Genomic DNA, 26,331 nt, shown 5'->3' on the forward strand with positions numbered 1-26,331 from the left:
GTCAGCGTACATTAGCGAACGTCGACGAACAAGGAGATTTGTATAAATCCTTATGAATCAGTTGGTTATTCGTTCGCTGACGTTCGCTGACGTTCGTGCGTTTCTAATTTGGGAGCAGAGGGTCGCGAGTTCGAATCCCGCCGCCCCGACCATATTCAAGTGATGCCAGCCGTCCGCGCATCTTTCCCACCATGCAACGGGTGGGCCGGCGGAGGATCCACGGCAAAAATGCCCTCTCATGTGTCGCATGAGAGGGTTTTTTTGCGCCATCTCATGGTGGGGATGATCCGGCATCGCGGCGCCGCGAATGGCCCGCGTCAGCCTGGCGCGCCGACCCATCTTCAAACCTGGATGCACAAGTCACATTTTGACGGGTGGCTAACGGTCAGGCGTCGGTAGAATTTCAGGGTCACATTGAATTCGCGGTGTTGCCATGGCCGAATCCACGTCCTCTTCTTCGCAGGAAACCGTGCGCCCCTGGCGCAGCGGCGATGTCACCGTCATCGATAACACCAAGCTGAAAAAGGCGGTGACGGCCGCGGCGCTGGGCAATGCGATGGAGTGGTTCGATTTCGGCGTCTATGGCTTTGTCGCCTTCGCGCTGGGCAAGGTGTTCTTCCCCGACGCCTCGCCGGCCGTGCAGACCATCGCGGCGCTGGGCACGTTCTCGGTGCCCTTTCTGGTGCGGCCGCTGGGCGGGGTGTTCTTCGGGGTGATGGGAGACAAGTTCGGACGGCAGAAGGTCCTGTCGCTGACGATCATCATCATGGCCATCAGCACATTCTGCATCGGCTTGATTCCGTCCTATGACTCCATTGGTCTCTGGGCCCCGTTGCTGTTGCTGCTGTGCAAGTTGGCGCAGGGTTTCTCGGTGGGCGGGGAATACACCGGCGCCGCGATTTTCGTCGCCGAGTATGCGCCCGATCGTCAACGAGGATTCCTGGGAAGCTGGCTCGACTTCGGATCGATTGCCGGTTTCGTGTTGGGGGCCGGCCTGGTGCTGCTACTGCAGACCGCGATGTCCGAACAAGCCTTCCTGGACTGGGGCTGGCGCGCGCCGTTCTTCATCGCCGGTCCGCTGGGCCTGCTGGGCCTGTATCTGCGCCACGCCGCCGAAGAAACGCCGGCCTTCACGCAACAGCTCGAGAAAATGGAGCAGGACGACCGTGATGCGGTGCAGGAACGGCCGAAGGTCTCGGTGCGCGAGATCTTCGCCAAATACCGCAAGGCACTCCTGGTCTGCATCGGCATGGTGCTGACGACCAACATCACCTATTACATGCTGCTGACCTACATGCCGACCTATCTGTCGGGCAGCCTGCACTATCCGGAGCAGCACGGCGTGTTGATCGTGGTCGTTGTGATGGTCGGCATGCTGTTCGTGCAGCCGGGCGTGGGCTTCGTCAGCGACAAGATCGGCCGCAAACCGTTCTTCATCACCGGCTGCCTGGGGTTGATGGTGGTGGCCATTCCGGCCTTCATGCTCCTGGGTAGCGACAATATCGGACTTATCTTCCTTGGCCTGCTGTTGATCGCGATCGTGCTGAACTGCATGATCGGCGTGATGGCCGCCACCCTGCCGGCGCTGTTTCCCACCCGCATCCGCTACAGCGCGCTGGCGGCCTCATTCAACGTGGCCATCATCATCGCCGGCCTGACGCCGACCGCCGCCGCCTGGATCGTCGAGGAAACCGACAATCTCATGATGCCGGCGTATTACCTGATGGCGGCCGCGGTCGTGGGCCTGATCACGGCCGTATTCATGCCCGAGACGGCCAACCGGCCTTTGCGCGGGGACACGCCGAACGCCGCGAACAAGGGCGAGGTGAAGGCGCTGCTGCAACAGGCCTACGATCACATCGAACAGAGCGTGCAGGACATGGATGCCGAGATCGCCGACCTGGAAGAGAAACTGGAAGCGTTGAAGCAGAAGCGGCAGCGCCTGGCGGATCGGCATCCGCACATCGAATGACCCGCGTGGCAGGCGCACATGGCCCAATCCGGAACCCGCTTCTTGGCCCTTCCGGAATAAACCGCGCCGGCGCAACATGGAGTCTTCGACAGCCATCTATCAGGACTCTTTCATCATGAGCCAGCGCATCGACTATGCCCGCGCCGCGCCCGAAGGCTACAAGGCTTTTGGCGCCGTTCACGCCTACCTGCGCCAGTGCGGCCTGCCGGAGGCGCTAGTCAATCTCGTGTACCTGCGGGTCTCGCAGATCAACGGTTGCGCCTACTGTATCGACATGCATTCACGCGACCTGCTCAAGCAGGGCGTGACGGTGGACAAGCTGGTGCTGGTGCCGGTGTGGCGCGAAGGCGGCGCGTTGTTCAACGCCCGCGAGCAGGCCGCGCTCGCCTGGGCCGAGTGCGTGACGCGGGTGGCCGAAACGGGCGTGCCGGATGCCGATTATGCCGCCGCTGCGGCCGAGTTCAGCGACAAGGAACTGGCGGACCTGACCTACGCGATCGGGCTGATGAACGCCTTCAACCGCTTGGGCGTCACGTTCCGCAATATGCCGGCCGCCGTCAGGGCCGGAGCAGCTTGACCGCGATTGCCAGCATGACCAGCCCGACCAGTGCGTCCAGCACCCGCCAGGCGGCCTGACTGGCGAACACCGGCCGCAGCAGCCGGGCGCCGAAGCCCAGCGTGAAGAAGAAGACGAACGAGGCCGCCATGGCGCCGAGCGCGAAGGCGACCTTGCGGCCCTCGTACTGGCTGGAGATCGAGCCGAGCAGGACCACGGTGTCCAGGTAGACGTGCGGATTGAGCCAGGTCAAGGCCAGGCAGGTCGCCAGCGTGGCGCCCAGCCCGGCGGCCTGGCGCGAGGACGGCGTCAGGCCGCCGTGGTTGCGCAACGCCGAGCGGAAACTGCGCGCCGCGTAAATCAGCAGGAACAGCGCGCCGCCGTAGCGCAGCACCGGCTCCAGCCAGGGCAGGGCGTTTGATGCCAGGCCGAATCCGGCAACCCCCGCGGCGATCAAAACGGCATCCGACAACGCGCACGTCATGCAGACGGCAAAGACGTGTTCCTGGCGCAGGCCTTGCCGCAGCACGAAGGCATTCTGCGCGCCAATCGCGAGGATCAGGCTGAGGCTGAGGAAAAAACCGGGGAAAAAGGCGCTGGTCATGTCGTACCCTGAAGCAAGGGCGACAGACTAGCGGTTGCAGCCTGATTAGAGAATCTAAAGATCCTAATCCATCTTTAGAAATGCTGAATATTCTCCAACGGCGTCATGGCGCCGCCCCGCCTCAATGGCGCGGACCGTCTTGGCCGGGTTGCAGCTTGGCCAACTGCGCCTGCAGCGAATCGAGCAGCAACTGCAGTTGCTCGGACGTCACGGCATAGACGCGCCCTCGTTCGCTGCGCGTGGCCGCCGCGGGCGACGGGGCGGCCAGGAAGTCCAGCCGCAGCAGCAACGAATCGTGTTCCACCAACGGCATCATGGCCCAGCCCGTCACCGGCGAGACGGCCTCGCCGGCCTTGAAATCTCTGTCTTGCACCTTTGCATCCTGTTCACGCGGTCGGCAGGCGACCGTATCCCGGGATTTTATTTATTCAGCTTATTGTCAGCAAGTGCGATGAAAAGGAGACTTCCGCGGACTGGTGATCGAAACTCGGACCGAAAGATAGGCGCCTGTGCTGAAAGCGGGCAACAAAAAGGCGCCCCGGAGAGGGCGCCTGTTGTCAGGCGAGTGCGTGACACCCGCCTAGCCGGCGTTCTGGTCCGCCGCGCGCAGCAGGCTGTACAGCTTGTCCTTGAGCAGCAGTTTTTCCTTTTTCAGGACTTCGACGCTGGTGTCCGAGGCCGGCACGATGCCCGCCTCCATATTCTTGATTTCCTGGTCCAGGTCGTTGTGACGCTGGAACAGGGCGGAGAAATGTCCGTTTTCGGCTTTCAGGCGGGTAATCAGTTGGCGGTACTCAGGGAACATGACGGCCTCTTGCGTGATCCGGTTGAAGGGGGGCTGCGCGGGGCCGGCGGGCCGGCCCGTAAATGAGCTGTCGGTTCCATGACAGCCCAATGGCCTGCCAAAGTCAACCCGCCAGGTGGCGCGCCGCAGGGCGGACTTGATGCCACGCAAAAGGCGCGTCAAGAGGAGCGCCGCGGGGGAGTTGCTTGGTCTTATCTTTTCACGTTTATTTACATGGACCGTTTCGGGCCGGGGATACACTCGCTTCCCCGTGGTCTGCCATAAAAGTGACATGAATCAGCGCGCGCCCATCTATCGCCGAGTCCTGGCGTTGTTCCAGCAGGAGGGCCGTATTCATCCGGGCACCGGAATGATCACCGGCGTGATTGCGCTATTCCTCGCGATCCTGTCGGTGCTCGGCGTACTGGCATTTCACTTTCCGGCGTATCTGACGACGCCCGAACTGCGTACTTTCTACACCGTCGACGCGATGCGCACGTTGCTGTTCGCCGCCTTGCTGGCGTCCGGCACCATCGCCCTGACCAACATCGTGTTCGGCCGCCAGCGCTGGCTCAACATCGCCGCGTTCGTGCTGGTGTGCGGCGCGGTCGCCGCCGGCGGCAGCCAGGTGGTAGTGACGACTTCCAACACCGGCCATCATCCCTACCTGGGGCTGGACTGGTTCATCCTCGACCTGCTGGCCTCCAGCACCGTTTTCATCATCTTCGAAAAGCTGTTTCCGCTATACCCGGGCCAGCCGGTGTTCCGCGGCGAATGGCAGGTGGACATGAAGCACTTCCTCTTCAACCACCTGTCGGTGGGCGCGGTGCTGCTGTGCATCAACTTCTTCGTGCACCGTTTGTTCTCGTGGGCCGCGTACGAACCGCTGCAGCAGGCGATCCAGTCGCTGCCTTACCTGGTGGAGTTGTTCGTGGCGGTGCTGGTGGCGGACCTGGTGCAGTACGCCGCGCATCGGGCGTATCACGAGGTGCCCTTCCTGTGGCGCATCCACGCGGTGCACCACAGCACCCGCACGCTCGACTGGCTGGCCGGCTCGCGCCTGCACATCGTCGAACTGCTGATCACGCGGGTGGCGGTGCTGGGCGTGCTGTTCGCGCTGGGCTTTTCCAAGCCGGTGCTGGATGCCTACATCATCATCGTCGGCTTCCAGGCGGTGCTGATCCATTCCAACGTCAAGCTGCCGTGGGGCTGGCTGCGCTATATCATCGTGACGCCGGACTTCCACCACTGGCATCACTCGTCCGACACCGAGGCGATCGACAAGAACTATGCTGCGCACCTGTCGTTCATCGACTACCTGTTCGGCACGGCGGTGCGCGGCACGGGCAAGCGCCTGCCGGAAAACTACGGCATTCTCGATAACGACATGCCCGGCACGTTCCTGGCGCAGCAGGCCTACCCCTTCCGCAAGAAGTAGGCCGTCCGGCGCTACATCATCTTGACCGCGCGGCCGATGAACTGGATCGGTCCGGTAGGCCTGCCGATGGGAGACCCGGTGGCGGGCTCCAGCGTCAGTTCGAACAACTGATTGGGCTCCAGCGGCGGCAAGGCATCCAGCGGGATGCGTACCGGTTCGCCGGGCTTGACCAGGCCCAGGGACACCGGAGCGGACCAGCCGTCGGCCTTGGTCCAGAATTCCAGGGCGCGGTCCGGCGGCACCTGTACCGCGGCAATCGGGACGAGCTGCACGTCGTGGCTTCCTGCCTGGGCCTGTATCACCCAACCGGGCGCCTGCGACTGCGGCGCCACCAGCACCACCATGTATTGCGTGGCCGCGGGCGTCGACACCGGACGCAGCGACAGGGCGACCGCCAGGGTCAGCGCCGCGGCCAGGCCGCAAGCGGCCGCGCCGCGCCAGAACGGCAGGCTATCCCAGAGCGTGGCGCGCGTTCGCCGGGGCTTGGGCGCGGGTGCGGCCTGGCCCGCGTCCAGCGTGGCCGCGATGCGCGGCCAGAGGCCGGGCGACGGGTCGATCGGGGTGGCCAGATCGGCCAGCGGCAGCAGTCGCGCTTCCCAGCGGTCGACGGCGGCGCGCAGCGCGGCGTCGTGCTCCAGGCGGGCCTCGACTTCGCGCCGGCGGGCGCCGGGCAAGATGCCCAGCACGTATTCGCCGGCCAGTTCGTCCAGGCCTTCCGGGGTCGTCGGCAGCGCGCTCATGCCAGACATTCCTTCAGCGCTTTGAGGCTGCGCTTGATCCAGGCTTTGACGGTGCCCAGGGGGGCGCCGATACGTTGCGCGATCTCGCTTTGCGACAGGCCCTCGACGTAAGCGTGCAGCAGGCAGTTGCGACGCACCGGCTCCAGTTGTTCGAGGCACGGGCCGATGCGGCCGGCGCTGTCACGCCATTCGAAAGCGTCGCGGGTGTCGTGCCAGGCCTGCATCGAGTCACGGATATCCAGGGCCGCGGCGGTGTCTTCGTCCATGCCGGTTTCGTGGCGGCTGTCGCGCACGGCGTTCAGGGCGAGGTTGCGGGCGATGCGGTAGAGCCAGCCGCGCGCCGAGCCCCGCGTGGCGTCGAAGCCGCCGGCCTGCTTCCAGATATTGACGAAGGCGTCGTGCACGATGTCTTCGGCGCGGGCGCGGTCGCGCAGGATGCGCTGGGCCACCCCCAGCAGGCGTGGCCCTTCTTGCCGATACAGCGCCTCGAGCGCCGCGCGGCGGCCCGCCGCGCACTCCTTGAGAGCCGCTTCGTAATCGAAATCCGGGGCGGGGCGTTGCGGCATGTGCGCGGGCCTGGCGACGGTGGGTGCGGACCCGGGCCGGGCCCGGGCGGGTGACAGCATATTACCGGAGTCCGCCCGCCCGCCAAGCCCCGCCGTGTCAGTCCGCCTTCCAGAAAATGTAGTCGGCCTGGTAGGCGACCTGGCTGCGCTGGCCCAGGGTCGCGGTCGTGCACGGCGTCTGTGGCGCCACGCCGCCCTTGAGCGCCGTGCGCTGGATATAGGCCACGCCCGTCAAGGCGCCCGCGCCCATGGCGGGATTGGCCTTGACCAATTGATAGGGCAGGTTGCCCGCCCCGGCCGGCGCCACGGCGACCTGGGTGCCGGTCAGCTTGGAGCCGTCCGCCGCTTCCCAGGTGGCGGGAGGCCCGTAGTACGTGCCGACCTGCTTGCCCTGGCGGTCGTTCAGGACGGCCTTGGGACCGGCGAAGACCCATTCAGCCTGGTCTTTCGCGTCGGCCTTGGCGCGGCACTCGTAGGTGATTTCACCCTTGCCTACGGTTTCCCAGGCCACTTTGTGGCCGCCGGGCACGCGGACGTCGGCGGGCAGCGCGTCTTGCGAGTACGCCATGGCCTGGAAGGCGCCAAGCGTGCCGCACGCGGCCAGCATGGCGGTGGCGAACAGGCCGGCGCCAGGGCGGCGGAGGGGGAGGCGAGTATTCATGAGCGGTCTCCTGCGGGTAGAGGGGATCTGTCTGCAACGACACACGGAATGCGCGCCGTTGCAGGTACTACACGCGAGAGACGGATTTGGATGCAGGGCGAACTGGCGCCGCAATGGCGGCGGCCGCGCGTCGGAGGATCAGGCAGTTGCCAGCGCCTCGTCCTTCCAGCGTCGCTTGTCGCGCAGGGGCGGGGTGCCGAACAGGCGGCTGTATTCGCGGCTGAACTGCGACGAGCTTTCGTAGCCCACGGCATGGGCCGCCAGCGCCACGCCTGCATCGTCGGTCAGCATCAGCCGCCGCGCCTCCTGCAACCGCAGGTGCTTCTGGTATTGCAGCGGGCTCATGGCCGTGGCCTGTTTGAAGTGATGGTGCAGCGACGATACGCTCATGTGGACGTCGCGGGCGATTTCCTCGACCCGCAGCGGCTGGGCGTAGTTGTCGCGCAGGATGCGGATGGCCTTGGCGACGCGGTTGAGCTGGCTGTCCTGCAGCACGGTCTGGCGCAGCACCACGCCCTGGCCGTTCATCAGCAGGCGGTACAGCAGCTCACGCTTGATCATGGGCGCCAGGATCGGGATATCGCGCGGCGTGTCCAGCAGCCGCAGCAGGCGCAGCATCACGTCCAGCAGCGTGCCGCCCAGCGGGTTGATGCACAGCGCGCGCGAAGATTCGGCCGGCACCAACGGCGGCAGGTTCTCGTCGCTGATCAGCTCGGTGATCTCCTCCGGGTTCAGGTCCAGCCGCAGGCCCAGGTAGGGCAGGGTCGGGCTGGCCACGGACACCTTGGCCACCACCGGCAGGTCGACCGACGAGATCAGGTAGTGGAAGGGATCGTACTCGTAGGTCTCCTCGCCGATCAGCAGCCGCTTGGAGCCTTGGGCGATGACCGCCAGCGCGGCCTTCTGCAGGCCGGGCTTGGGGCCGGTCGGCTGTGACAGGCGATGCAGGTACAGGCCCTCGACGGGGGTGTCGATGGATCCTTCCTGCGTGCCGGTCATGCGTTCCAGCAGGCACAGCAGTTCGTGCCGGGCGGGCTCGAAGACGGGGTTGGGGGTGTGGTCGGCGGGAGGCATGGACGGGCTCCGGGCAAGGCGGCCTTGCGCGCGCGTGGCGCGGGCCGCTGGAGAATCAGGCGATGTCCAGTGTAGACCCAGTCAGCACACGTTCGGGGGCATGCCGGAGGGGGGCGGAGAAATAGGCAAAAAATGCGGAGGATCGGGCGCGTCTCCCGCTGTCGGGTGCGATGGCCAGAGAATCGGGCAAAAAAAGGGCAGGATCGAGCATCCATCCCCCGGCGCTGGCGACGCATACTGTTTTCACCCCGGCCATGCCGGCGCCGTCCATCCCGGGACGGCCGCCCGCCGCGCCCAGGAAGGAGTGCAATGATGCGGTACAAGAAATTCGGTAGCACCGGCCTGTTCGTCTCGGAACTGTGCCTGGGCACAATGACCTTCGGTGGCGAAGGCGAGCTGTGGAGCAAGATCGGCGCCTTGCAGCAGGAAGACGCCAACCGCCTGGTGGGACGCGCGCTTGAAGCGGGCGTCAACTTCATCGACACGGCGGACGTGTATTCGGAGGGCCGTTCCGAGGTCATCACCGGCCAGGCGCTGCGCGACCTCAAGGTGGCGCGCGACGACGTCGTCATCGCCACCAAGGTGTTCGGCCAGACCGGCGCCGGCGTCAACGCCCGGGGCAATTCGCGGGTCCACATCATGGAGGGCGTCAAGAAGAGCCTGGCGCGCCTGCAACTGGACCATATCGACCTCTACCAGATCCACGGCTTCGATCCGGCCACGCCGATCGAGGAAACCGTTCGCGCGCTCGACAACCTGGTGCAGCATGGCCACGTGCGCTACGTCGGCGTGTCCAATTGGGCGGCCTGGCAGATCATGAAGGCGCTGGGCATCGCCGAGCGGCTGGGCCTGGCCCGCTTCGAATCGCTGCAGGCCTACTACACCATCGCCGGGCGCGACCTGGAGCGCGAGCTCGTGCCCATGCTGCAAAGCGAGGGCGTAGGCCTGATGGTGTGGAGCCCGCTGGCGGGCGGCCTGCTCAGCGGCAAGTACAGCCGCGATGGCCAGGCCGCCGCGGGTGATCGTCGCGCCCAATTCGACTTTCCGCCGGTCAACCGCAAGCGCGCCTTCGACAGCATTGACGCCTTGCGCCAGGTGGCCGACGCGCGCGGCGTCTCCGTGGCGCAGGTGGCATTGGCCTGGCTGCTGCACCAGAAGGCGGTCACCAGCGTCATCATCGGCGCCAAGCGCGTCGATCAGCTTGACGACAACCTGGCGGCCACGGATATCCGCCTGACGGCCGAAGAGCTGGCGGCGTTGGACCAGGTCAGCGCCCTGCCGCCCGAGTACCCGGGCTGGATGTTCACGCGCCAGGGCGAGTTTCGCCGCAAGCAGTTGAGCGAGTCCGACGCCGCGTGAGCGGGCAGGGACTTGGACCGGGAATGGACGGCGGTGGCGGCAAACCCCGCCGGCCAGGGCGATGAGGCGGGTAGAATCCAGGAACCGGGCGCGGCCCGTTCGCCGGCCGCGCTGCCCTTTTTCCGGGAGTTCCCGCTATGAAGCGCTATGCGCGCGCCGCCGGCCTGGCGGTCGTCATGCTGGTTGCAGGCGTTGGCGCCGCCTCCGCGGCGGCCCGGCCCTCTTTCGATAGCGCCCGCGCCAAGAGCGGCGCCGAGAAAGCCATTTGCGGCGATCCAACGCTGGCCTTGGCGGCGGAGCCCTACAACGCCCGCTGGCTGTGCGATATGTCGGGCAAGGCCGAGGCGCGCGGCGCTACCCTGGTGGTCCAAGAAAAGGATGCGCCCGGCTGGACGCTGGTGCTGCGCCGCAACGGCGCGGGCCTGGTCGCCCAGGAGGCGCGGCCGCCGGGCGGCAAAAGCGGTGACTCTACGCCCAACTGTGGCTCGGGCGGCTCCATGGACGGCACCTGTTTCGCCGTACACTAGCGCGCCGCCATGACCATTCCCTTCCTGCGCCAGCTCACCGCGGTCAGCCGCACGCCGCAGGCCAACCGGCGGCTGGCGTATTTCCTGACTTTCATCGCGGGGGCCGTCAACGCGGGCGGTTTCCTGGCCGTGCAGCAGTACACCTCGCACATGTCGGGCATTGTCTCGATGATCGCCGACCACATGGTGCTGGGCGGCCTGGCCGTGGTGGTGCAGGGGCTGGCCGCGCTGCTGTCGTTCGTGGCGGGGGCGGCCACCTCGGCCTCGCTGATCAATTTCGGCCGGCGCACGCACCTGGCCAGCGAGTTCGCCCTGCCGCTGATGGTCGAGGCGGTATTGCTGCTGGCCTTCGGCCTGCTGGGGGCGAACCTCGAGAACCTGCGCTGGTTCTACGTGCCCGGCACCGTGATGCTGCTGTGCTACATCATGGGCCTGCAGAACGCGATGATCACCAAGGTGTCCAAGTCCGAGATCCGCACGACCCACGTGACCGGCATGGTCACCGACATCGGCATCGAACTGGGCAAGCTGTTCTACTGGAACCTGGCGCACGAAGACAGGGCCGGCGCGGCCCCGGTGCGGGCAGACCGCGGCAAGCTGATCGTGCTGAGCACGATGGTCACGCTGTTTTTCGCCGGCGGCGTGACGGGCGCCTATTCCTTTTTCCACTACGGCTTCGGTTCGACCGTGCCGCTGGCGCTGTTCCTGATGGTGCTGGCGGCGGTGCCGGTGGCCGACGACATCCGCCATTTCTTCGCGCGTCCTTAGCGCGCCCGCTTCGGCGCGCGGTTCAGGTCTTGGCGTGCGCCAGCACGACCTGCAGCGCCGCCGCCGTCTGCCAGTGCAGTTTTTCCAGGCGGGAATCCGTGGCGGGATCGGTGATGGCACGGCCATTGGCGCCCACTGGATAGGGTTTGCCTAGCAGTTGCGCCATGTCGATCTGGTAGTGGCTGCTGTCGCCATACGGGCGCTTGCCGTCGATGAAGGGCATCGGCCAGAAGGCGTCGCCTTCGCGCAGCACGGCTTCCAACTCGCCCTTGCCGGCCTCGCGCCAGTTCGCCGCGCGCAGCAGGGTCAGGTGTTCGGGGCGAAGCTGGAAAAACCCCTGCGCATCCACCCCGCTGTCGGGAAAATCGAACGCCTCGCGCCGCGGCGCCGGCAGGGCGTAGCGGCCGGGCGCCAGGCGTGCGATGTCGCGCACGTAGGTCGGCACCAACCGGCATGTCTCGGCCAGTCGTCGCGTCGCCAGCGGCCTGTCTGACGTGCCCAGCAACGTCATCGCCGCCGCAACGGTGTCCCTGCCGCCCAGCGGATGTTCGAACTCGATGCCCGGCGCGCCGGACTCCACCGGAATCCAGATCACTCCCAGCCCGCCCATCAATTTGGCGTGGTCCTTGCCATAGCGAATGCCCGCCAGGTCCGTCTGGAAGACCTGGCGGATGATGGCGTTCCGGTCCGTCGGCGCCGTGGCGTTGGCGGCCGCCGCAAGGCGCAGCGGCGCGCAGGCCAGGGCCGTCAGGCCCAGCGCCAGCGCCCGCCGGGGCGGCGATGCGAGAGGGGCTTGCATGTCGGGCGGCAGAATCGGTTCGGACGGCATGCGGGGCATGGGGGTGGCTCCTCTGGTGGATTTCCTTGTCGGGGCAGAGCCGGGCGACAAGCATAGGAAAGAACGCCGCTATCGCGGTAACGATGCCAGTTCGGCCTGCGCTCGGGAGTAGCCGGGCTGCAGTCGCAGTGCCGCCTCGTAGCTGGCGCGGGCCTCGGCCTGGCGCCCGAGCCGACGCAGCAGCATGCCGTGGTTGGTCAGGATCTGGGCGCTGGGCGGCGTTGCCGCCGCCGCCCGTTCATAGGCCTTGAGGGCCTCCTGGGGGCGCTCCAGGCCGTCCAGCAGGGCGGCTTCCAGGTTCCAGCCGATGCTCCATTGCGGATAGCGCTGGGTCAGGGCGCGCGCCGTGGCCAGCGCATTGGGCAGGTCCCGCTGTTCGGCCTGGATGCCGGCCTTGTTCACATAGAACCAGGGATTGTCCGGATTCAACGCGATCGCTTCGTCGAACAGCTTCGCGGCCGCCGCCGGCTGGCCGTTGACGGATTGCAGCTTGCCCAGGAAGTTCTTGACGTCGGCATTGCCGGGATCGCGTTGCGACAGGGCCTCGGCGATGCGCTGCGCCTGCGCCGGATCGTTGGCGCGCAGCGCGGCGGATATCTGCTGGTTCATCTCCCGCAGCGGCGCCGGCCATTGCTGGATGCGGGCGCGCAGGGCCGCGCTTTCAGTGGCCAACTCGGCCTTGTAGGCGTTGTCGAACTCCAGCGGCGCCTGCGCTTGCGCGCTTGCGGCGGGGCCCGTCAGCAGCAGAACGGCAAGCAGGCCGCGGAACAGGGTGCCGGAGAGCCCTGCGTGTTGGCGCTGACCGGGCGCGGCGCCGGCAGTGGGGGCGCGCAAGCCGAACATCACTCGAACAAGGCGGGATAGCGTTGCGGTCATGAGGGGGGGACGCAGGGGCTGGAGCCCCTACGATATCCTGAAACCGCGCCGGCGGCCCTTAGATGGAAAGAGCTCGCCGGCGCCGGGCCGTTCCAGGCCTCCAGGTGCACGGGCGGCACGCGCAGCGGCTGGAACTACTTGGGCATCAGCACGCTGTCGATCACGTGGATCACGCCATTGGACTGGTAGACGTCGTAGGTGCTGATGTTGGCGACGCCGCCTTTCTCGTCCTTGACGATGAGGTTGTGCTTGCCATTCATCATCACCCACAATTTGCCGCCGCTGGCGGTGGCCAGCTCGGTGACCCCGCCTTTCCTGGCCTTGGCCGCCAGCGCATCGAAGTCCAGCTTGCCCGGCACGACGTGGTACGTCAGGATCTTGGTCAGGGTGGCCTTGTTCTCGGGCTTGACCAGGGTGTCGACCGTGCCCGCCGGCAGCTTGGCGAAGGCAGCATTGGTGGGGGCGAACACCGTGAACGGACCCTTGCCCTGCAGCGTGTCCACCAGGCCGGCGGCCTTGACCGCGGCCACCAGGGTGGTGTGGTCGGCGGAGTTGACCGCGTTTGCGACGATGGTCTTGGCGGGCATCATCGGTTGGCCCCCGACCATCACGTCGGCCGCATAGGTGGGCGCCAGGGTCAAGGCGGAGCTGGCGATGGCAATCGAAGCTAGCAATTTCATGACGATCTCCTTTTTGGTTGGCCGTCGCTAGCAGATACGGGACGGGGCGGCGGTTGGATGCAGCCTGCGCGCTGGGATAAACCCTGAGAGGCAGTCGTCGACGCCTCGGGTATGCCGCGCCGCCCGGGGCCCATGGCGGCCGCATCACTACAATGGACCCAGCCGAGTCAGGCGGTGGCGTTGACGCAGCCCGACGCCGGTATGCATGCCTTTCGGGCGCTTGTTCGCAACGTTGGTCCGGCAGCGCACGAGTAGTATCGGAAGGCGTGATCAGCAGGCCGCGCACCGGCGCGCGGCTTCCCCGCGAATCACGCGATTTGCTATTTTCCGGAGGACAAGAACAAACATGGACGCGGAATTCTGGTTGGAACGCTGGCGCGACGGGCGCACGCATTTTCATCAAACACGAGTGACGCCGCTGCTGCAGAAATACTGGCCGACACTCTCGGTGCCCGCGGGCGGCAAGGTGCTGGTGCCGCTGTGCGGCAAATCCCTCGACATGGTCTGGCTGGCGGCTCAAGGCTTCCAGGTGCTGGGCGTGGAACTGTCGCAACTGGCGGTCGAGCAGTTCTTCGTCGAGAACGAGCTCAAGCCGGTGATCCAGGAAAGCGTTTATGGCAGGCACTACGTGGCCGGCAACATCGAGATCATCTGCGGCGACATCTTCAAGCTGGACGCGCCGCTGCTGTCGCACTGCGTCGGCGCGCATGACCGCGCGGCCCTGGTCGCCCTGCCGGCGCAGATGCGCGGCGAGTACGTGCGCCACGTCTACGGGCAACTGTCGCCCCGCTATCGTGGTCTGCTGATCACGCTGGACTATCCGCAGGAAGAGATGAACGGACCGCCGTTCGCGGTGGTGGATGCCGAGATGCGGACGTTGTTCAGCGGCGTCTCGCCGGCGGTCATCATCGACCGGCGCGATATCCTGTCCAAGGAGCCCAAGTTCGCGGAGCGCGGCGTGAGCCGGCTCGACACGGTCGTCTACCGGCTGGGCGCGCAGGGCTGAGACGGGGGCGGGCCGCGCGTCGATCCCGCCGGGGCCGCTTCCGGGACACCGGTTCAGAAGAACCAGCCGCCGCGGGTCAGGTCCTTTTCGCAGCTCTTGTACTGGCTGGCGAATTTGTCGGCGCGCGCCTGCACCTTCTTTGACACCGTCTTGAGCCACGCCTTGCGGTCATAGCTGCGGTTGCGGTAGCCGGCCCAGCCCTCGTGGTAGTTCAGGTACTGGCCGTAGGCGTCGGACTTGGAGATGCCGTTCAGGCGCTGGGTCTTGTTCATGTACCAGCCCATGAAATCCAGTGCGTCGGCGAAGTTGTCGCGGCTGGAGCCCCAGCCGCCGGCGTCCTTCTTGTAGTCGGCCCAGGTCTCGTCCTTGGCCTGCGCGTAGCCGTAGGCGGAGCTGACGCGGCCCCACGGGATGATGCCCAGGAAGTAATAGCGCGGCGGCACCGCGTCCTGCTTGAAGCTGGACTCCTGGTACATCATCGCCATCGGCACTGGCACCGGGGCGCCCCATTTTTTTTGCACCTTGAGCGCGGCATCGTGCCAGTCCGGCTTTTCGCGGAAGATGGCGCAGATGTTTTCCGGGTTCGAGGGCGGGGCGGTGGCGCAGCCGGCAAGCGCGGCCAGCAGCGGCAGCGGCAGCAAGAGCCGTGTCATGGGCGGTCTTCTCCTGGTGCCGGCGGGCGGCGGTTACGTTTTGCATGTCACGATTTGCAGTGATTGTATGAAAACGTATCGATGGAAAAGTTCCGCCCCCGATTTTTCCCCGGCGTCGCGCCGGTCACGCCCGGGCGCGCTGGCGGCTTGCCGCCATGGCGCCACAAATGAAAACGGCCCCGGATCGCTCCGGGGCCGTGTCGCAGGCGAGCCTACGTGGCGAGGTTTACACCTCGATCACGTCCGCCACGTCCTTGTAGTCGGCGATCTTGTCGAAGTTCAGGTACTGGTAGATCTGGTCGCCGCTCTTGTTGATGACGCCCATGTCGGCCATGTACTCGTCCTTGGTCGGGATGCGGCCGAGTTTCGAGCAGATCGCGGCCAGTTCGGCCGAACCCAGGTACACGTTGGTGTTCTTGCCCAGGCGGTTCGGGAAGTTGCGGGTGCTGGTGGACATCACCGTCGCGCCTTCGCGGACCTGGGCCTGGTTGCCCATGCACAGCGAGCAGCCCGGCATTTCGGTGCGGGCGCCGGCGGTGCCGAACACGCCGTAGTGGCCTTCCTCGGTCAGTTGCGTGGCATCCATCTTGGTGGGCGGGGCCACCCACAGCTTGACGGGGATGTCGCGCTTGCCTTCGAGCAGCTTGGATGCGGCGCGGAAGTGACCGATGTTGGTCATGCAGCTACCGATGAACACTTCGTCGATCTTGGCGCCGGCGACTTCCGACAGCGTCTTGACGTCGTCCGGGTCGTTCGGGCAGGCCACGATGGGCTCGTGCACGTCGGCCAGGTCGATTTCAATGACGGCGGCGTACTCGGCGTCGGCGTCCGGCTCCAGCAGTTGAGGATTGGCCAGCCAGGCTTCCATTGCCTTGATGCGGCGGCCCAGCGTGCGCTCGTCTTCGTAGCCGTTGGCGATCATCCACTTGAGCATCACGATGTTGCTGTTGATGTACTCGATGATCGGTTCCTTGTTCAGGCGCACCGAGCAGCCGGCGGCCGAACGTTCGGCCGAGGCGTCCGACAGTTCGAAGGCTTGTTCGACCTTCAGGTCGGGCAGGCCTTCGATTTCGAGGATGCGGCCGGAGAAGATGTTCTTCTTGCCTTGCTTGGCGACCGTCAGCAGGCCCTGCTTGATGGCGTACAGCGGGATCGCGTTGACCAGGTCACGCAGGGTGACGCCGGGCTGCAGCTTGCCCTTGAAGCGGACCAGCACCGATTCCGGCATGTCCAGCGGCATCACGCCGGTGGCGGCGGCGAAGGCGACCAGGCCCGAGCCGGCCGGGAACGAGATGCCGATGGGGAAGCGGGTGTGCGAGTCGCCGCCGGTGCCGACGGTGTCGGGCAGCAGCATGCGGTTCAGCCACGAGTGGATCACGCCGTCGCCCGGACGCAGCGAGACGCCGCCGCGGGTGCTGATGAACTCGGGCAGCGTGTGGTGCGTCTTGACGTCCACGGGCTTGGGGTAGGCCGCGGTGTGGCAGAACGACTGCATCACCAAGTCGGCCGAGAAGCCCAGGCAGGCCAGGTCCTTGAGTTCGTCGCGGGTCATGGGGCCGGTGGTGTCCTGGCTGCCGACCGAGGTCATCTTCGGTTCGCAGTAGGTGCCCGGGCGGATGCCGCGGCCTTCCGGCAGGCCGCAGGCGCGGCCGACCATCTTCTGGGCCAGCGAGAAGCCCTTGCCGGTGTCGGCCGGGTCCTTGGGCAGGCGGAACAGCGTCGACGGCGCCAGGCCCAGCGCTTCGCGCGCCTTGGCGGTCAGGCCGCGGCCGATGATCAGCGGAATGCGGCCGCCGGCGCGCACTTCGTCGAACAGCACGTCGGACTTCACTTCGAATTCGGCGATGACTTCGCCATTCTTGATGGCCTTGCCTTCATAGGGGCGCAGTTCGACCACGTCGCCCATTTCCATCTTGGAAACGTCGAGTTCGATCGGCAGGGCGCCGGCGTCTTCCATGGTGTTGTAGAAGATCGGGGCAATCTTGTTGCCCAGGCACACGCCGCCGAAACGCTTGTTCGGGACGAAGGGGATGTCTTCGCCGGTGAACCACAGCACCGAGTTGGTGGCCGACTTGCGCGAGGAGCCGGTGCCGACGACGTCGCCGACGTAGGCGACCAGGTGACCCTTTTCCTTGAGCGACTCGATGAACTTCACGGGACCGCGCTTGCCGTCTTCTTCCGGTTGGAAGGCGGCGCCGTCGCGCTTGTTCTTGAGCATCGCCAGGGCGTGCATCGGGATGTCGGGGCGGGTGGTGGCGTCCGGGGCCGGCGACAGGTCGTCGGTGTTGGTTTCGCCGGGCACCTTGAAGACCGTGATGGTCAGGCTTTCGGGCAGTTCGGGGCGGCTGGTGAACCATTCGGCGTCGGCCCAGCTCTGCATCACGGCCTTGGCGTTGGCGTTGCCCTTGTCGGCCTTTTCCTTCACGTCGTGGAAGGCGTCGAACATCAGCAGGGTCTTTTTCAGGGCGTCGGCGGCGATCGTGCCGATTTCCTTGTCGTCGAGCAGTTGGACCAGCGGGCCAATGTTGTAGCCGCCCAGCATGGTGCCGAGCAGTTCGGTCGCCTTGGCGCGGCTGATCAGGGCACAAGCCTCGGTGCCCAGGGCCACGGCGGCCAGATACGAGGCCTTGACCTTGGCGGCATCGTCCACGCCGGCCGGAACACGGTGGGTCAGCAGATCGACCAGGTTCTGCTCTTCGCCCGCGGGCGGGTTCTTCAGCAGTTCGATCAGTTCAGCGGTTTGTTTTGCCGTCAGGGGCAGCGGGGGAATCCCCAGGGCCGCGCGTTCGGCAACGTGTTGGCGGTAAGTATCCAGCATGTGAGGCCTGCTCAAAGTCGGGTTGGAAGAAGGGTTGTCGCCGGAATTGTAGAGGGAAGAGGGGGGCGCAAGCAAATGTCTTATATCTTATATAAGACTTGGGTTGATAGCCGTTGCCTGCGGGCCACGCCGGGCGGGGGCGATGTGGAGCGGGGCGGTCCATCAGGGGTAAAAACGGGGTCGATTCAGGTCTCGGCACGCCGGTGCGAGACTGCGGCAGGACAGTCGCGGGCGGGGCTGCCAGCCCCGCATCCGCGCTCGCGCTTGGGTGAAGCAAGCCTGCGCTGATAAATGAGAAGGCTCTGGCGGCGGACCGCCGGGCGCGCGATCAGTTGGCCTTGGCGTCGTACACCACGCCCACCCGGGCGAAGTTGGCGCCGTACTGCTTGACATCCAACTGGAACGGGGCGCTTTCACCCGGCTTGAGCTTGGGCAGGCGCAGCTCCGAATAGCGCGCGCCGGTCAGCTTGTCCTGGGCGTCGTAGAGGCTGACCCAAACCTTGACGTTGTCGATTTCGGCGCTGTCGTTGTTGCGCACCCGGCCATGCACCGTGACGTACTTGTAGCGGTAGCGGTAGGTGAAGTTCAGGGTGCCGGTGCCGATGCCGGCCTCGGTGTTCTCGACGCTGATGTCCAACGCCGGGCGCGAGCCGGGCAGGGCCGCGCGCTTGGCCGGCTTCCAGTGGGTCTTGACCTCGGAATAGCGCTCGAAATTCTCGCCGTTCAACAGTACCGGAATGCGCTCGCCGGGATAGAGCATGGCCGGCAGCGACCATTCCTGGCGCAGACGCAGGGGGCGCGATCCGTCGAACACCGAGATCTCCATACCCGGCGACAACGCTACGTACTTGTCGCTGCGGTTGACCACCTCGGCCAGCAGCAGCGGGCGTTCGATCTCGTCGAGCAGGCGGCGCGGCGGCGACAAGGTCAGCGCCGCCGGATCAAAGAGGGCGAAGTCAGGATCGAGCAGTTCGGCCGTGGTCAATCGCACGTCGTCGATGATGCGCGGGTTGGCGGGGCTGACACGCACGATGCGGCTGGCGGGGCCTGCGGGAACCGGCGCCGAGGCGGCAGGCGCCGGCGCGGCCTGGGCGGATTTGGGCGCGTCCCAGGGCAGCAGGCCGTTGTATTTGGCCAGGGCATAACCGCCGGCGGCGAGGATGATCAGCACCAGGCCGGCCCGGGCGGGCCGCGACATGGGCCGCGCGGGAGAACGGTCAGCCTTCACTTTGCACCATGTAATCGTAGGATCCGACCTTGCCTTCGGCCAGCATGTCGCAGCGCACGTCGAACGAGGTCAGCGCGCCGGGGGCGAGCGGACTGGCCGAGCCGTAACCGTTGCCCGTGCCGATCAGCTTGCCATCCTCGCCGTACAGCATCACCGTGACCTGCGTGCTGCTGGCAGCGACCGCGCCCTTGTTGCGCAGCAGGCCGACCAGCCGGTAGGCGCCGTCGTTGCGCACCAGTTGCACCTTGTCCGCGGCCACGTCGCGGGCGGCGCTGTGCGCCAGCGACGGCGTGGCCGGCTTCAGGACGTAGCGGCTGTAGGCGGTGTCGGGCAGCGAAATCGTCACCGGCGTGTATTCGCCCGGCAGCAGCGTGCGAGCCATCGGCGAGCCCGAGCTGGACGACAGTGTCAGTTCGCCCTGGTAGAAGGTGGCGGTGACCCGCGGCGCATCGATCTTCTTGCCGGTCTCGTTGCGCATCAGCATCACCAGTTGGCTGCGGCCGCGCGAACGCACTTCCTGCACGTCGGTCAGCTTGACCAATGCCGCGTCGATGGGAGGAGGCGCGGGGCGCGAAGGCGAGCGCGTCGAGGAGCCACTCGTGAACAGCGAGGCGGTGATCGGCACCAGGATGGCGGCAAGCACCACCAGGACGATTGCGACGACCGCGCCCGGCTGCAGCTTGGCGGCGGGAGCCGGCTGCTGCATGCCGCGCAAAATCTTCTCCAGGCGCTGGGCGACGTTGTCCTCGACCAGCGTGACGGCGTGGCAATGGCTGCACTGGTACTCGTTGGTGTCCAGCTTGGTGAACTGCGCGCTGCCGCAGGTCGAGCAGGTCAGCGTCACCGTGTTGATCGTGGTCTGTTTGGGCGTCATGCGAGGGGACGGTGCCGCTTTCGGGTGGGGCGCCGGGATGGCGCTGCCTGGCCGGGCGCGGCGGGCATACTGGGCGGCAAGGATAGCGGCCGGGCGCGGGCGCCGGGGTGCATGAGCGCATCTGATTATTACAAAATGTAGACGAAAGCCCCGGCCCCTCCCGAGCCCGGTGCTATGATCGCCGCCGTCGAACGCCTCTCTTGATACGCCGTTTCCCCCAGTCGTTCCGCTCCAGGCCCGCGAGACTTCGCGGCGGGGCCGAGCCGAGGCAGGTCAGGCTCTCCCCCAGCATGAGCATTCTCCAACACCTGTTGTTTCTCGCCTGCGTGGCGCTGGCAACCTACGCCCAGACCATGACCGGCTTCGCCTTCGGACTGGTGCTGCTGGGCCTGTCGGGCGTGTTCCAACTGGCGTCCGTGCCGGAGGTGGCCAATGTGGTCAGCGTCCTGTCGCTCGTGAACGCCGCCGTGACGCTGGCCCGCGCCAAGCCGCAGGTCAACTGGCCGTTGATGGCGCCGGCGCTGGTCAGCAGCCTTGCCGGCGTGGCCGTCGGCGTGACCGCACTCGCCTGGATCAGCGGCGCCATGGCGGTGTTGCTGCAATTGCTGCTGGGGGTCACCATCATGGCCTGCGCCGTGTTGCTGGTGGCGCGTACCCAGCCCCTGGCGCGCCTGTCGTCGCGCGCGTCCTTCCTGTTCTTCGGCGGGGTTTCGGGCGTGCTGGGCGGCTTGTTTTCGAGCGCCGGTCCCCCCATGGTCTATCACCTGTACCGTCAGCCGCTGCCGCTGGCTTCCATCCGCAACAGCCTGTTGGTGCTGTTTTCGCTGAATGCCGTGGTGCGCCTGGCGCTCGTGACGGGCCAGGGCGCCTTCATGGCGAGCTCGTTCTGGCTGAGCCTGCAGGCGCTGCCCGTGGTGATCGGGGTGACGTGGGTGGCGCGCCGCTATGCCACCGCCGGGTCGATGAAGACTGTCAAGCGGATGGTGTTCGTGCTGCTGCTGGCGGCCGGGCTGGGCCTGGTGGTGCCGGCGTCGCGGCTCCTCGCGGCGGGTTAGCCGCGAGGGATCCTCCGCCGCTGCCGCGGGCGCTCAGCCGTGTTCGCCCGAGATGTAGCGCTCGAGTTCGGTGATGATGAACTTCTGTTCGCTCATGACGTCCTTGACCAGGTCGCCGATGGACACCAGGCCGACCAGTTTCTTGTCCTGGATGACGGGGAGGTGGCGGAAGTGGCGCTCGGTCATCAGCGCCATGCAGTGTTCGCGCGTGTCTTCCGGACGCACGTAGAAGACCGAATCGGTCATGATCTCGCGGACCTTGGTGGTGCGCGACGAGCGATCCTGCAGCACGATCTTGCGGGCGTAGTCGCGCTCGGTGAGCATGCCCAGCACCTCGTCGCCGTCCGCCACCACCACGGCGCCGATACTGCGCTCGGCCATGGTCTTGATGGCGTCGTACACGGACGAGTCCGGCGAGACGGTCACGACGGGCGGGTTGGCCTTTTCCCTCAGAATCTCAGCAACTTTCTTCACGATGTGCTCCCGAATCGCTGGCAAGGTTCAAGCGCCGGCTAGAGCCCGCGCCCGACGCCTGGCGCCGGCGCACGGTCTGGCCGTGACTCCATCCTAAGCCCGGCGGCGGGATTGCCGCAAGTTTGCGCGCCGCACCGTTGCGGTCAGCCACAATAGCGTGGACGGGGCCGAAGGCGGGATCATCGCGCCATGTCATTTGATTCCGATATTTTCTGTTCATGGTCAAAGCCGGTTGCCTGCCTGGGAATTTTTCTGTAATTTATAAGCTACATCATGGCCGTTGCGACAATTGAGTTGCGGCGCTACGTGACTGTGCAAGGCATATCGCCATTCGGCGTGTGGTTGCGCGAACTCGGTGACGCCAAGTTGCGGGCGTGGATCGAAGTGCGCCTGAAGCGGATCGGCTCCGGGCTCCCGGGCGATTGGCGGGCCGTCGGCCAGGGGGTTATCGAGTTTCGTGTGGATATCGGTCCGGGTTATCGCGTCTATGCCGGCAGGCATGGCGCCCGCTTGATCGTGTTGCTGGCAGGAGGCGCGAAAGCCGCGCAGCGGCATGACATCGAATTGGCCAGGCGCTATTGGGCGGACTGGAAGCAGAGGCAGGCATGAACAATCGCCACACTGACAACGCATCGGTTTCCCATTCTGCGCAGACCATCGCTGAATTGCGCGCGGACCACGATTTCGCGGTCGAATACCTGAAGGCGGCGCTGGAAGAACTGGACCATCCGGATCACCGCGCCGCCGGATTGCTGGCGCTGCGCGACGTGGCGGAAGCCTATGGCGGCGTCGCCGCCGTCGCGGCGGCGGCGGGCATCTCGCGCGAGGCCCTCTATCGCGCGCTTTCGCCTCAGGGAAATCCGACGCTCAAGACATTGCTGGCCGTGCTGCATGCCGTGGGCATGCGGCTCTCCGTGGTTCCGGTTGCCGCCGCGCTGAAGGCCTGACGCCACAAGGCCGTTGAGCCATTCTTCTTGTCCTATCTTTCGACGGTGGCGGGGTGAACGGCCGGCCCACGCCGGCCGCCCCGTACCCTCAGCGGATCAGGAACCCGGCGCCCACCGGATCGTTCTTGTCGATCACCCAGCGCGCCGTGCCCAGGATGCTGGCCGTGCCCTTCACCGTCGGCCGCACCGCGCGGGTGCCGTTCAGGTCGACCTCGCCCAGCAGGCAGCCCTCGAAGGTGCCGCTGCCCAGCAGGCCCTCGGACTTGATCGGCTGGTTCAGCCCCATCTTGCCGCGGGCTTCGAACATCGCCATCATCGCGCTGGTGCCGGTGCCGCCGGGCGAGCGGTCGAGCTGGCCGGCGCTGAACACGTGCACGTTCTTGTAGAACGCGCCCTCGATCGTCGGCTGGTGCCAGAACGTGATGAAGTTCAGGTTGTTGATGTGCGCTTCGGTCGGGTGCTGGATACGCTGGCGCGCGTTGAGCTGATCGCGCACGATCAGGCCCATGCGCGACAGCTCGGTGCCGTTGTCCGGCGAGATGCGCAGGTCGCAGTTCGACAGATCGACGATGCCGAAGTAGTTGCCGCCCCAGACGATGTCGGCCGACAGCTTGCCGTAGCCAGGCAGCTCCACCGGGATGTCCTGCGCCGCGACATACGCCGGCACGTTCTCGAAGCGCGTCCACAGCACGTTGTCGCCTTCCGAGGCCACTTCCGACACCACCAGGCCGGCGGTGGTCTCGAAGCGGATGCGGGTGATGCCGTCCTTGCCGCGCGGCACCAGGCCGTTGGCCACCATGGCCATGCTGACCGCGATGGTGCCGTGGCCGCACATGTGCGAATACTCGGTGCCGTCGATGTAGATCAGGCCGGCGTCGTACTCGGGGCTGGACGGCGGCGTCAGGAACACGCCGAACATGTCCTTGTGGCCGCGCGGCTCGCGCATCAGTGCCTTGCGCAGCCAGTCGTAGTGCTGCTCCAGGAACGCGCGCTTTTCCAGGATGGTGGAACCGGCGGGGTACGGAATGCCGCTGTGGACGATACACAGGGGCTCGCCTTCCGTATGGGTATAGATGACATCGAACGCGTCTTGCTTGCGCATGACAGTGACTCCAGGCGGTAGATAGGGGGAAGAGGAAAGTTATTTGCCGCGTTCGGACAGCATGTCCAGCCCGACGGTCAAATCCAGGATCACGATGGCGACGACCGCAGCCACGATCGTGGCGCCCGATACGGCTGCGATGGTCGGATCAATCGTGTATTGCACGTAATTGAAAAGCTTCACGGGGATGGTGTTCAGGTCCGCCGTGGTGTTGAAAATCGACAGCTCCACGTTGATCCATGACGAGATGAAGGCGAAGATCGAACCGGTCACGATGCCCGGACGGATCTGCGGCAGCACCACCAGGAAGAACGTGGTCCAGGGGTTGGCGCCCAGGTCGGCCGAGGCTTCCTCCAGCGCGCGCTGTTCCGGCGTCAGCAGCGTCAGGGTGGAGCGCAGCACGAACGGCGCGATGATCACGACGTGGCCGATCAGGAGCGAGAGGAAGCTGCGGGTCAGGCCGAAGTACGCGCCGAATTGCAGCAGCGCCGCGCCCAGCACGATGTGCGGCAGCACCAGCGGCGACATCAGTACCGAGGTCAGCGCGGCCTTGCCCGGAAACGCGTAGCGCGCCAGCGCCAGCGCCGCCGGCACCGTCAGCAGCACCGCGGCCACCGTGGCGGCCAGCGCCAGCACCGTGCTGGTGGTGAACGCGGCCACATAGCCGGCCTCGACCAGCAAGGTGCGGTACCACTCCAGCGTCCAGCCTTGCGGCGGGAACGCGAGATACGGCGTGGCGGTGAACGACGCGCCCAGGATCACCACGAGCGGCAGCGCCAGGTAGGCCAGCACGGCCAGCGCGGTCAGGCGGATCAGGTGGCGGGCGATCATCGCACGGCTCCCGGCAAGGTGGCGGCGCGGTTGGCCAGCGCCACCAGGATCAGGGTGAAGACCAGCAGCACCATGCTCAGCGCGCCGCCGTAGTGGAAATCGAACACCGTGCTGTACTGCTGGAAGATCAGCATCGACAGCACCGTGACGCGGCCGCCCGACAGCAGCGCCGGCGTCACATAGGCGCTGACCGCCAGCGTGAAGACGATGATGGCGCCCGACACCACGCCGGGCAGCGTCAGCGGCCAGGTCACGTGCAGGAAGGTCGCCGCCGGGCTCGCGCCCAGGTCGGCCGAAGCCTGCTCGCAGGCCGGATCGACCCGCGCCAGCGCATTGCCCACCGCCAGCACCACGAACGGCAGCAGCACGTAGACCATGCCGATCAGGATGCCGAGTTCGGTGCCGATGAAGCGCATCGGCCGGTCCACCGCGCCGGTCGCCATCAGACCCTGGTTGACCAGGCCGTTGCGGCCCAGCAGCACCATCCAGCCGAAGGCGCGCACGATGTTGCTGGTGAACAGCGGCACCACCAGCAGGATCACGCAGGCGCGGCGCCAGGCCTGCCAGCGCACCACGCGCACCAGGTACCAGGCCAGCGGATAGCCCAGCACCAGGCAGGCGAGGGTGGTGAACAGGGCCAGCCGGAATGTCACCAGGATCACGTCCCAGTGGTACTGGTCGGCCAGCACCTTGGTGTACTGCGCGAGCGTCGGCGTCAGGCCGTCCGGCCCGCCGGTGGCGCTGGCCAGCGCCACCACCGCCAGCGGCGCCAGGAAGAAGGCCGCGAAGAACAGCACCGGGGCCGCCAGCAGCAGGCCGGGGGAGAGCCAGGCGCGCCGCGTCATGGCTGGCCGCCGATCAGGTGCAGGTGTTCGGGTGCAAACGCCAGCGTCACCTCGCCGCCGGCATGCAGGCCGCCGGGCGCGAGGCCGCCGTGGCGCGCCACCAGCGTCTGGCCGCCGATGTCGACGTGGATCATGCTGTGGCTGCCCACATTGATCACGTCGCTCACGGTGCCGGTCAGCATGGCGTCGGCGCGCTCGCACAGCTTCAGGTCCTCGGGCCGCAGCACGGCCAGGCCGCGCGCCGTCGCCGGACGTTGGGCGAGCGGCACGCGCAGGCCCTGGGCATCCAGCATCAAGGCGCCATCATCGGCCACCGTATAGGCGATGAAGTTGGCATCGCCGATGAACTCGGCTACGAAGCGCGTGGCCGGCTGGCGGTAGATGTCGGCGCCAGCGCCGACCTGCTCGATGCGACCGGCGTGCATGACCACGACGCGGTCCGCCATGGTCATCGCTTCTTCCTGGTCGTGGGTGACGAAGATGAAGGCGATGCCGAGGCGGGCCTGCAGATGCTTGAGTTCGAGCTGCATGCGCTTGCGCAGCTTCAGGTCCAGCGCCGACAGCGGCTCGTCCAGCAACAGCAGCTTGGGCTGGTTGACGATGGCGCGCGCCAGCGCCACGCGCTGCTGCTGGCCGCCCGACATTTCGCGGGGATAGCGCGGGCCGAAGTCGGCCAGGCCGACCATGTCCAGCGCATCCCGGGCGCGTTCCGCCGCCTGCGCCTTCGAGGCGCCCTGGCGCCGCGGACCATAGGCGACGTTCTCCAGCACCGTCATGTGCGGGAACAGCGCATAGTTCTGGAACACGGTATTGAGCGGGCGGCGATGCGCCGGCAACCGGCTGACGTCCTGGCCGTCGATCAGGATGCGGCCAGATTCCGGCTGCAGGAAACCGGCGATCGACTTGAGCAGCGTGGTCTTGCCGCAGCCGCTGGGGCCCAGCAGCGCCACGAACTCTCCCTGCTGGATCGCCAGGTCGATGCGATCCAGCGCCTGGTAGGCGCCGAAGCGCATCGACACGCCTTCGATGGTGAGCAAAGCGGACATGGGGAACGG

Annotated in this window: 29 protein-coding genes; 10 read left to right on the forward strand and 19 right to left on the reverse strand. The window is 66.5% G+C overall.

All coding sequences use genetic code 11. The features are described from left to right. Positions 1 to 433 precede the first annotated feature (433 nt). Entirely contained in the window at positions 434 to 1,972 is a 1,539-nt protein-coding gene (gene proP / locus SB816_RS19725) for a glycine betaine/L-proline transporter ProP (RefSeq protein WP_175189250.1), read from the forward strand. A gap of 115 nt (positions 1,973 to 2,087) precedes the next feature. Then, positions 2,088 to 2,549: a carboxymuconolactone decarboxylase family protein gene (locus SB816_RS19730; RefSeq protein WP_144655296.1), complete on the forward strand. Its 462-nt coding sequence runs from the start codon at positions 2,088 to 2,090 to the stop codon at positions 2,547 to 2,549. Here SB816_RS19730 and SB816_RS19735 read toward each other — a convergent pair. From SB816_RS19735 to SB816_RS19745, 3 genes are all read right to left on the reverse strand, one after another. Further along, positions 2,530 to 3,132: a LysE/ArgO family amino acid transporter gene (locus SB816_RS19735; protein WP_175189251.1), complete on the reverse strand. Its 603-nt coding sequence runs from the start codon at positions 3,130 to 3,132 to the stop codon at positions 2,530 to 2,532. The genes SB816_RS19730 and SB816_RS19735 overlap by 20 nt on opposite strands. 121 nt (positions 3,133 to 3,253) lie before the next feature. Beyond that, positions 3,254 to 3,505, reverse strand: coding sequence for a hypothetical protein (locus SB816_RS19740; RefSeq protein ID WP_054501140.1), 252 nt, complete (start codon positions 3,503 to 3,505; stop codon positions 3,254 to 3,256). Between the two features lie 207 nt (positions 3,506 to 3,712). Next, positions 3,713 to 3,937, reverse strand: a complete 225-nt coding sequence (locus tag SB816_RS19745) for a YdcH family protein (protein WP_049075356.1) — start codon at positions 3,935 to 3,937, stop codon at positions 3,713 to 3,715. A gap of 271 nt (positions 3,938 to 4,208) precedes the next feature. On the opposite strand from SB816_RS19745, the gene SB816_RS19750 reads away from it, so the two are divergent. Continuing rightward, positions 4,209 to 5,354 carry a sterol desaturase family protein gene (locus SB816_RS19750; RefSeq protein ID WP_054501141.1) on the forward strand — a complete coding sequence of 382 codons (1,146 nt, stop codon included), beginning with the start codon at positions 4,209 to 4,211 and terminating at the stop codon, positions 5,352 to 5,354. An 11-nt stretch (positions 5,355 to 5,365) separates the two neighbouring features. On the opposite strand, the gene SB816_RS19755 is transcribed toward SB816_RS19750, so the two are convergent. From SB816_RS19755 to SB816_RS19770, 4 genes are all read right to left on the reverse strand, one after another. Next, complete coding sequence (locus SB816_RS19755) at positions 5,366 to 6,094, reverse strand: anti-sigma factor domain-containing protein (RefSeq protein WP_410547388.1); 729 nt, start codon at positions 6,092 to 6,094, stop codon at positions 5,366 to 5,368. Next, complete coding sequence (locus tag SB816_RS19760) at positions 6,091 to 6,660, reverse strand: sigma-70 family RNA polymerase sigma factor (protein ID WP_054501143.1); 570 nt, start codon at positions 6,658 to 6,660, stop codon at positions 6,091 to 6,093. Before SB816_RS19760 ends, SB816_RS19755 begins: the two co-directional genes overlap by 4 nt. Positions 6,661 to 6,757: 97 nt before the next feature. Then, positions 6,758 to 7,321, reverse strand: a complete 564-nt coding sequence (locus SB816_RS19765; protein WP_064524082.1) for a DUF3455 domain-containing protein — start codon at positions 7,319 to 7,321, stop codon at positions 6,758 to 6,760. Positions 7,322 to 7,459: 138 nt separating this feature from the next. Next, positions 7,460 to 8,395 carry an AraC family transcriptional regulator gene (locus SB816_RS19770; RefSeq protein WP_064524084.1) on the reverse strand — a complete coding sequence of 312 codons (936 nt, stop codon included), beginning with the start codon at positions 8,393 to 8,395 and terminating at the stop codon, positions 7,460 to 7,462. Positions 8,396 to 8,707: 312 nt separating this feature from the next. Here SB816_RS19770 and SB816_RS19775 point away from each other — a divergent pair, with 312 nt between their 5' ends. The 3 genes from SB816_RS19775 to SB816_RS19785 all read left to right on the forward strand — a co-directional run bounded on the left by SB816_RS19775 (position 8,708) and on the right by SB816_RS19785 (position 11,049). Continuing rightward, positions 8,708 to 9,754 (forward strand): aldo/keto reductase, encoded by a 1,047-nt coding sequence (locus tag SB816_RS19775; protein ID WP_410547389.1) that lies wholly within the window; start codon positions 8,708 to 8,710, stop codon positions 9,752 to 9,754. Between the two features lie 137 nt (positions 9,755 to 9,891). Continuing rightward, positions 9,892 to 10,281: a hypothetical protein gene (locus tag SB816_RS19780; protein WP_175189252.1), complete on the forward strand. Its 390-nt coding sequence runs from the start codon at positions 9,892 to 9,894 to the stop codon at positions 10,279 to 10,281. A 9-nt stretch (positions 10,282 to 10,290) separates the two neighbouring features. Beyond that, positions 10,291 to 11,049 carry a YoaK family protein gene (locus tag SB816_RS19785; RefSeq protein ID WP_054501147.1) on the forward strand — a complete coding sequence of 253 codons (759 nt, stop codon included), beginning with the start codon at positions 10,291 to 10,293 and terminating at the stop codon, positions 11,047 to 11,049. A 22-nt stretch (positions 11,050 to 11,071) separates the two neighbouring features. Here the strand turns inward: SB816_RS19785 and SB816_RS19790 are convergent, their stop codons facing one another. The 3 genes from SB816_RS19790 to SB816_RS19800 form a co-directional block, all read right to left on the reverse strand. Beyond that, positions 11,072 to 11,887 carry a hypothetical protein gene (locus SB816_RS19790; RefSeq protein WP_144655291.1) on the reverse strand — a complete coding sequence of 272 codons (816 nt, stop codon included), beginning with the start codon at positions 11,885 to 11,887 and terminating at the stop codon, positions 11,072 to 11,074. Between the two features lie 69 nt (positions 11,888 to 11,956). Next, the gene (locus tag SB816_RS19795; RefSeq protein ID WP_410547390.1) at positions 11,957 to 12,721 is read right to left on the reverse strand and encodes a tetratricopeptide repeat protein; all 765 of its coding nucleotides are present in this window, start codon (positions 12,719 to 12,721) and stop codon (positions 11,957 to 11,959) included. A gap of 176 nt (positions 12,722 to 12,897) precedes the next feature. Further along, positions 12,898 to 13,443, reverse strand: coding sequence for a fasciclin domain-containing protein (locus tag SB816_RS19800; protein WP_054501148.1), 546 nt, complete (start codon positions 13,441 to 13,443; stop codon positions 12,898 to 12,900). Between the two features lie 346 nt (positions 13,444 to 13,789). Between SB816_RS19800 and SB816_RS19805 the strand changes: the two genes are divergently transcribed. Further along, entirely contained in the window at positions 13,790 to 14,449 is a 660-nt protein-coding gene (locus SB816_RS19805; RefSeq protein ID WP_410547391.1) for a thiopurine S-methyltransferase, read from the forward strand. A 53-nt stretch (positions 14,450 to 14,502) separates the two neighbouring features. Here the strand turns inward: SB816_RS19805 and SB816_RS19810 are convergent, their stop codons facing one another. The 4 genes from SB816_RS19810 to SB816_RS19825 form a co-directional block, all read right to left on the reverse strand. After that, positions 14,503 to 15,102, reverse strand: a complete 600-nt coding sequence (locus SB816_RS19810) for a hypothetical protein (RefSeq protein ID WP_410547392.1) — start codon at positions 15,100 to 15,102, stop codon at positions 14,503 to 14,505. 226 nt (positions 15,103 to 15,328) lie between these two features. Beyond that, complete coding sequence (acnB, locus tag SB816_RS19815) at positions 15,329 to 17,920, reverse strand: bifunctional aconitate hydratase 2/2-methylisocitrate dehydratase (protein WP_026383801.1); 2,592 nt, start codon at positions 17,918 to 17,920, stop codon at positions 15,329 to 15,331. A 328-nt stretch (positions 17,921 to 18,248) separates the two neighbouring features. Then, positions 18,249 to 19,118, reverse strand: a complete 870-nt coding sequence (locus tag SB816_RS19820; protein ID WP_231132904.1) for an FxLYD domain-containing protein — start codon at positions 19,116 to 19,118, stop codon at positions 18,249 to 18,251. A 19-nt stretch (positions 19,119 to 19,137) separates the two neighbouring features. Further along, a complete protein-coding gene (locus SB816_RS19825; protein WP_054501152.1) occupies positions 19,138 to 20,022 on the reverse strand; it encodes an FxLYD domain-containing protein in 885 nt (294 codons plus the stop codon). Between the two features lie 290 nt (positions 20,023 to 20,312). On the opposite strand from SB816_RS19825, the gene SB816_RS19830 reads away from it, so the two are divergent. Further along, entirely contained in the window at positions 20,313 to 21,077 is a 765-nt protein-coding gene (locus SB816_RS19830) for a TSUP family transporter (RefSeq protein ID WP_054501153.1), read from the forward strand. Positions 21,078 to 21,110: 33 nt separating this feature from the next. Here SB816_RS19830 and SB816_RS19835 read toward each other — a convergent pair whose 3' ends face one another. After that, complete coding sequence (locus SB816_RS19835; protein WP_054418651.1) at positions 21,111 to 21,551, reverse strand: CBS domain-containing protein; 441 nt, start codon at positions 21,549 to 21,551, stop codon at positions 21,111 to 21,113. A 273-nt stretch (positions 21,552 to 21,824) separates the two neighbouring features. Between SB816_RS19835 and SB816_RS19840 the strand changes: the two genes are divergently transcribed. Beyond that, positions 21,825 to 22,160 carry a type II toxin-antitoxin system RelE/ParE family toxin gene (locus SB816_RS19840; RefSeq protein WP_269875150.1) on the forward strand — a complete coding sequence of 112 codons (336 nt, stop codon included), beginning with the start codon at positions 21,825 to 21,827 and terminating at the stop codon, positions 22,158 to 22,160. Further along, entirely contained in the window at positions 22,157 to 22,498 is a 342-nt protein-coding gene (locus SB816_RS19845) for an addiction module antidote protein (RefSeq protein WP_116792817.1), read from the forward strand. The genes SB816_RS19840 and SB816_RS19845 overlap by 4 nt, the downstream gene beginning before the upstream one ends. Before the next feature lie 88 nt (positions 22,499 to 22,586). Here SB816_RS19845 and SB816_RS19850 read toward each other — a convergent pair whose 3' ends face one another. From SB816_RS19850 to SB816_RS19865, 4 genes are read right to left on the reverse strand one after another with little or no spacing between them, the layout of a single operon-like run. Beyond that, a complete protein-coding gene (locus SB816_RS19850; RefSeq protein ID WP_054418649.1) occupies positions 22,587 to 23,600 on the reverse strand; it encodes a proline racemase family protein in 1,014 nt (337 codons plus the stop codon). Between the two features lie 39 nt (positions 23,601 to 23,639). Further along, positions 23,640 to 24,431: an ABC transporter permease gene (locus SB816_RS19855; RefSeq protein ID WP_054418647.1), complete on the reverse strand. Its 792-nt coding sequence runs from the start codon at positions 24,429 to 24,431 to the stop codon at positions 23,640 to 23,642. After that, positions 24,428 to 25,276: an ABC transporter permease gene (locus SB816_RS19860; RefSeq protein ID WP_175189254.1), complete on the reverse strand. Its 849-nt coding sequence runs from the start codon at positions 25,274 to 25,276 to the stop codon at positions 24,428 to 24,430. Before SB816_RS19860 ends, SB816_RS19855 begins: the two co-directional genes overlap by 4 nt. Continuing rightward, complete coding sequence (locus tag SB816_RS19865) at positions 25,273 to 26,322, reverse strand: ABC transporter ATP-binding protein (protein WP_175142502.1); 1,050 nt, start codon at positions 26,320 to 26,322, stop codon at positions 25,273 to 25,275. Before SB816_RS19865 ends, SB816_RS19860 begins: the two co-directional genes overlap by 4 nt. Between the last annotated feature and the right edge of the window lie 9 nt (positions 26,323 to 26,331).

It is taken from the genome of Achromobacter sp. SIMBA_011, assembly GCF_046535435.1.
Classification (GTDB): Bacteria; Pseudomonadota; Gammaproteobacteria; order Burkholderiales; family Burkholderiaceae_B; genus Achromobacter; species Achromobacter dolens.

What these genes read in the sequence shown, in the direction of transcription:
- proP (WP_175189250.1), top strand. Translation starts at nt 434, where the DNA reads ATGGCCGAATCCACGTCCTCTTCTTCGCAGGAAACCGTGCGCCCCTGG.
- SB816_RS19730 (WP_144655296.1), top strand. Translation starts at nt 2,088, where the DNA reads ATGAGCCAGCGCATCGACTATGCCCGCGCCGCGCCCGAAGGCTACAAG.
- SB816_RS19735 (WP_175189251.1), bottom strand. Translation starts at nt 3,132, where the DNA reads ATGACCAGCGCCTTTTTCCCCGGTTTTTTCCTCAGCCTCAGCCTGATC.
- SB816_RS19745 (WP_049075356.1), bottom strand. Translation starts at nt 3,937, where the DNA reads ATGTTCCCTGAGTACCGCCAACTGATTACCCGCCTGAAAGCCGAAAAC.
- SB816_RS19750 (WP_054501141.1), top strand. Translation starts at nt 4,209, where the DNA reads ATGAATCAGCGCGCGCCCATCTATCGCCGAGTCCTGGCGTTGTTCCAG.
- SB816_RS19755 (WP_410547388.1), bottom strand. Translation starts at nt 6,094, where the DNA reads ATGAGCGCGCTGCCGACGACCCCGGAAGGCCTGGACGAACTGGCCGGC.
- SB816_RS19760 (WP_054501143.1), bottom strand. Translation starts at nt 6,660, where the DNA reads ATGCCGCAACGCCCCGCCCCGGATTTCGATTACGAAGCGGCTCTCAAG.
- SB816_RS19765 (WP_064524082.1), bottom strand. Translation starts at nt 7,321, where the DNA reads ATGAATACTCGCCTCCCCCTCCGCCGCCCTGGCGCCGGCCTGTTCGCC.
- SB816_RS19770 (WP_064524084.1), bottom strand. Translation starts at nt 8,395, where the DNA reads ATGCCTCCCGCCGACCACACCCCCAACCCCGTCTTCGAGCCCGCCCGG.
- SB816_RS19775 (WP_410547389.1), top strand. Translation starts at nt 8,708, where the DNA reads ATGCGGTACAAGAAATTCGGTAGCACCGGCCTGTTCGTCTCGGAACTG.
- SB816_RS19780 (WP_175189252.1), top strand. Translation starts at nt 9,892, where the DNA reads ATGAAGCGCTATGCGCGCGCCGCCGGCCTGGCGGTCGTCATGCTGGTT.
- SB816_RS19785 (WP_054501147.1), top strand. Translation starts at nt 10,291, where the DNA reads ATGACCATTCCCTTCCTGCGCCAGCTCACCGCGGTCAGCCGCACGCCG.
- SB816_RS19790 (WP_144655291.1), bottom strand. Translation starts at nt 11,887, where the DNA reads ATGCCCCGCATGCCGTCCGAACCGATTCTGCCGCCCGACATGCAAGCC.
- SB816_RS19800 (WP_054501148.1), bottom strand. Translation starts at nt 13,443, where the DNA reads ATGAAATTGCTAGCTTCGATTGCCATCGCCAGCTCCGCCTTGACCCTG.
- SB816_RS19805 (WP_410547391.1), top strand. Translation starts at nt 13,790, where the DNA reads ATGGACGCGGAATTCTGGTTGGAACGCTGGCGCGACGGGCGCACGCAT.
- SB816_RS19810 (WP_410547392.1), bottom strand. Translation starts at nt 15,102, where the DNA reads ATGACACGGCTCTTGCTGCCGCTGCCGCTGCTGGCCGCGCTTGCCGGC.
- acnB (WP_026383801.1), bottom strand. Translation starts at nt 17,920, where the DNA reads ATGCTGGATACTTACCGCCAACACGTTGCCGAACGCGCGGCCCTGGGG.
- SB816_RS19820 (WP_231132904.1), bottom strand. Translation starts at nt 19,118, where the DNA reads ATGTCGCGGCCCGCCCGGGCCGGCCTGGTGCTGATCATCCTCGCCGCC.
- SB816_RS19825 (WP_054501152.1), bottom strand. Translation starts at nt 20,022, where the DNA reads ATGACGCCCAAACAGACCACGATCAACACGGTGACGCTGACCTGCTCG.
- SB816_RS19830 (WP_054501153.1), top strand. Translation starts at nt 20,313, where the DNA reads ATGAGCATTCTCCAACACCTGTTGTTTCTCGCCTGCGTGGCGCTGGCA.
- SB816_RS19840 (WP_269875150.1), top strand. Translation starts at nt 21,825, where the DNA reads ATGGCCGTTGCGACAATTGAGTTGCGGCGCTACGTGACTGTGCAAGGC.
- SB816_RS19845 (WP_116792817.1), top strand. Translation starts at nt 22,157, where the DNA reads ATGAACAATCGCCACACTGACAACGCATCGGTTTCCCATTCTGCGCAG.
- SB816_RS19850 (WP_054418649.1), bottom strand. Translation starts at nt 23,600, where the DNA reads ATGCGCAAGCAAGACGCGTTCGATGTCATCTATACCCATACGGAAGGC.
- SB816_RS19855 (WP_054418647.1), bottom strand. Translation starts at nt 24,431, where the DNA reads ATGATCGCCCGCCACCTGATCCGCCTGACCGCGCTGGCCGTGCTGGCC.
- SB816_RS19860 (WP_175189254.1), bottom strand. Translation starts at nt 25,276, where the DNA reads ATGACGCGGCGCGCCTGGCTCTCCCCCGGCCTGCTGCTGGCGGCCCCG.
- SB816_RS19865 (WP_175142502.1), bottom strand. Translation starts at nt 26,322, where the DNA reads ATGTCCGCTTTGCTCACCATCGAAGGCGTGTCGATGCGCTTCGGCGCC.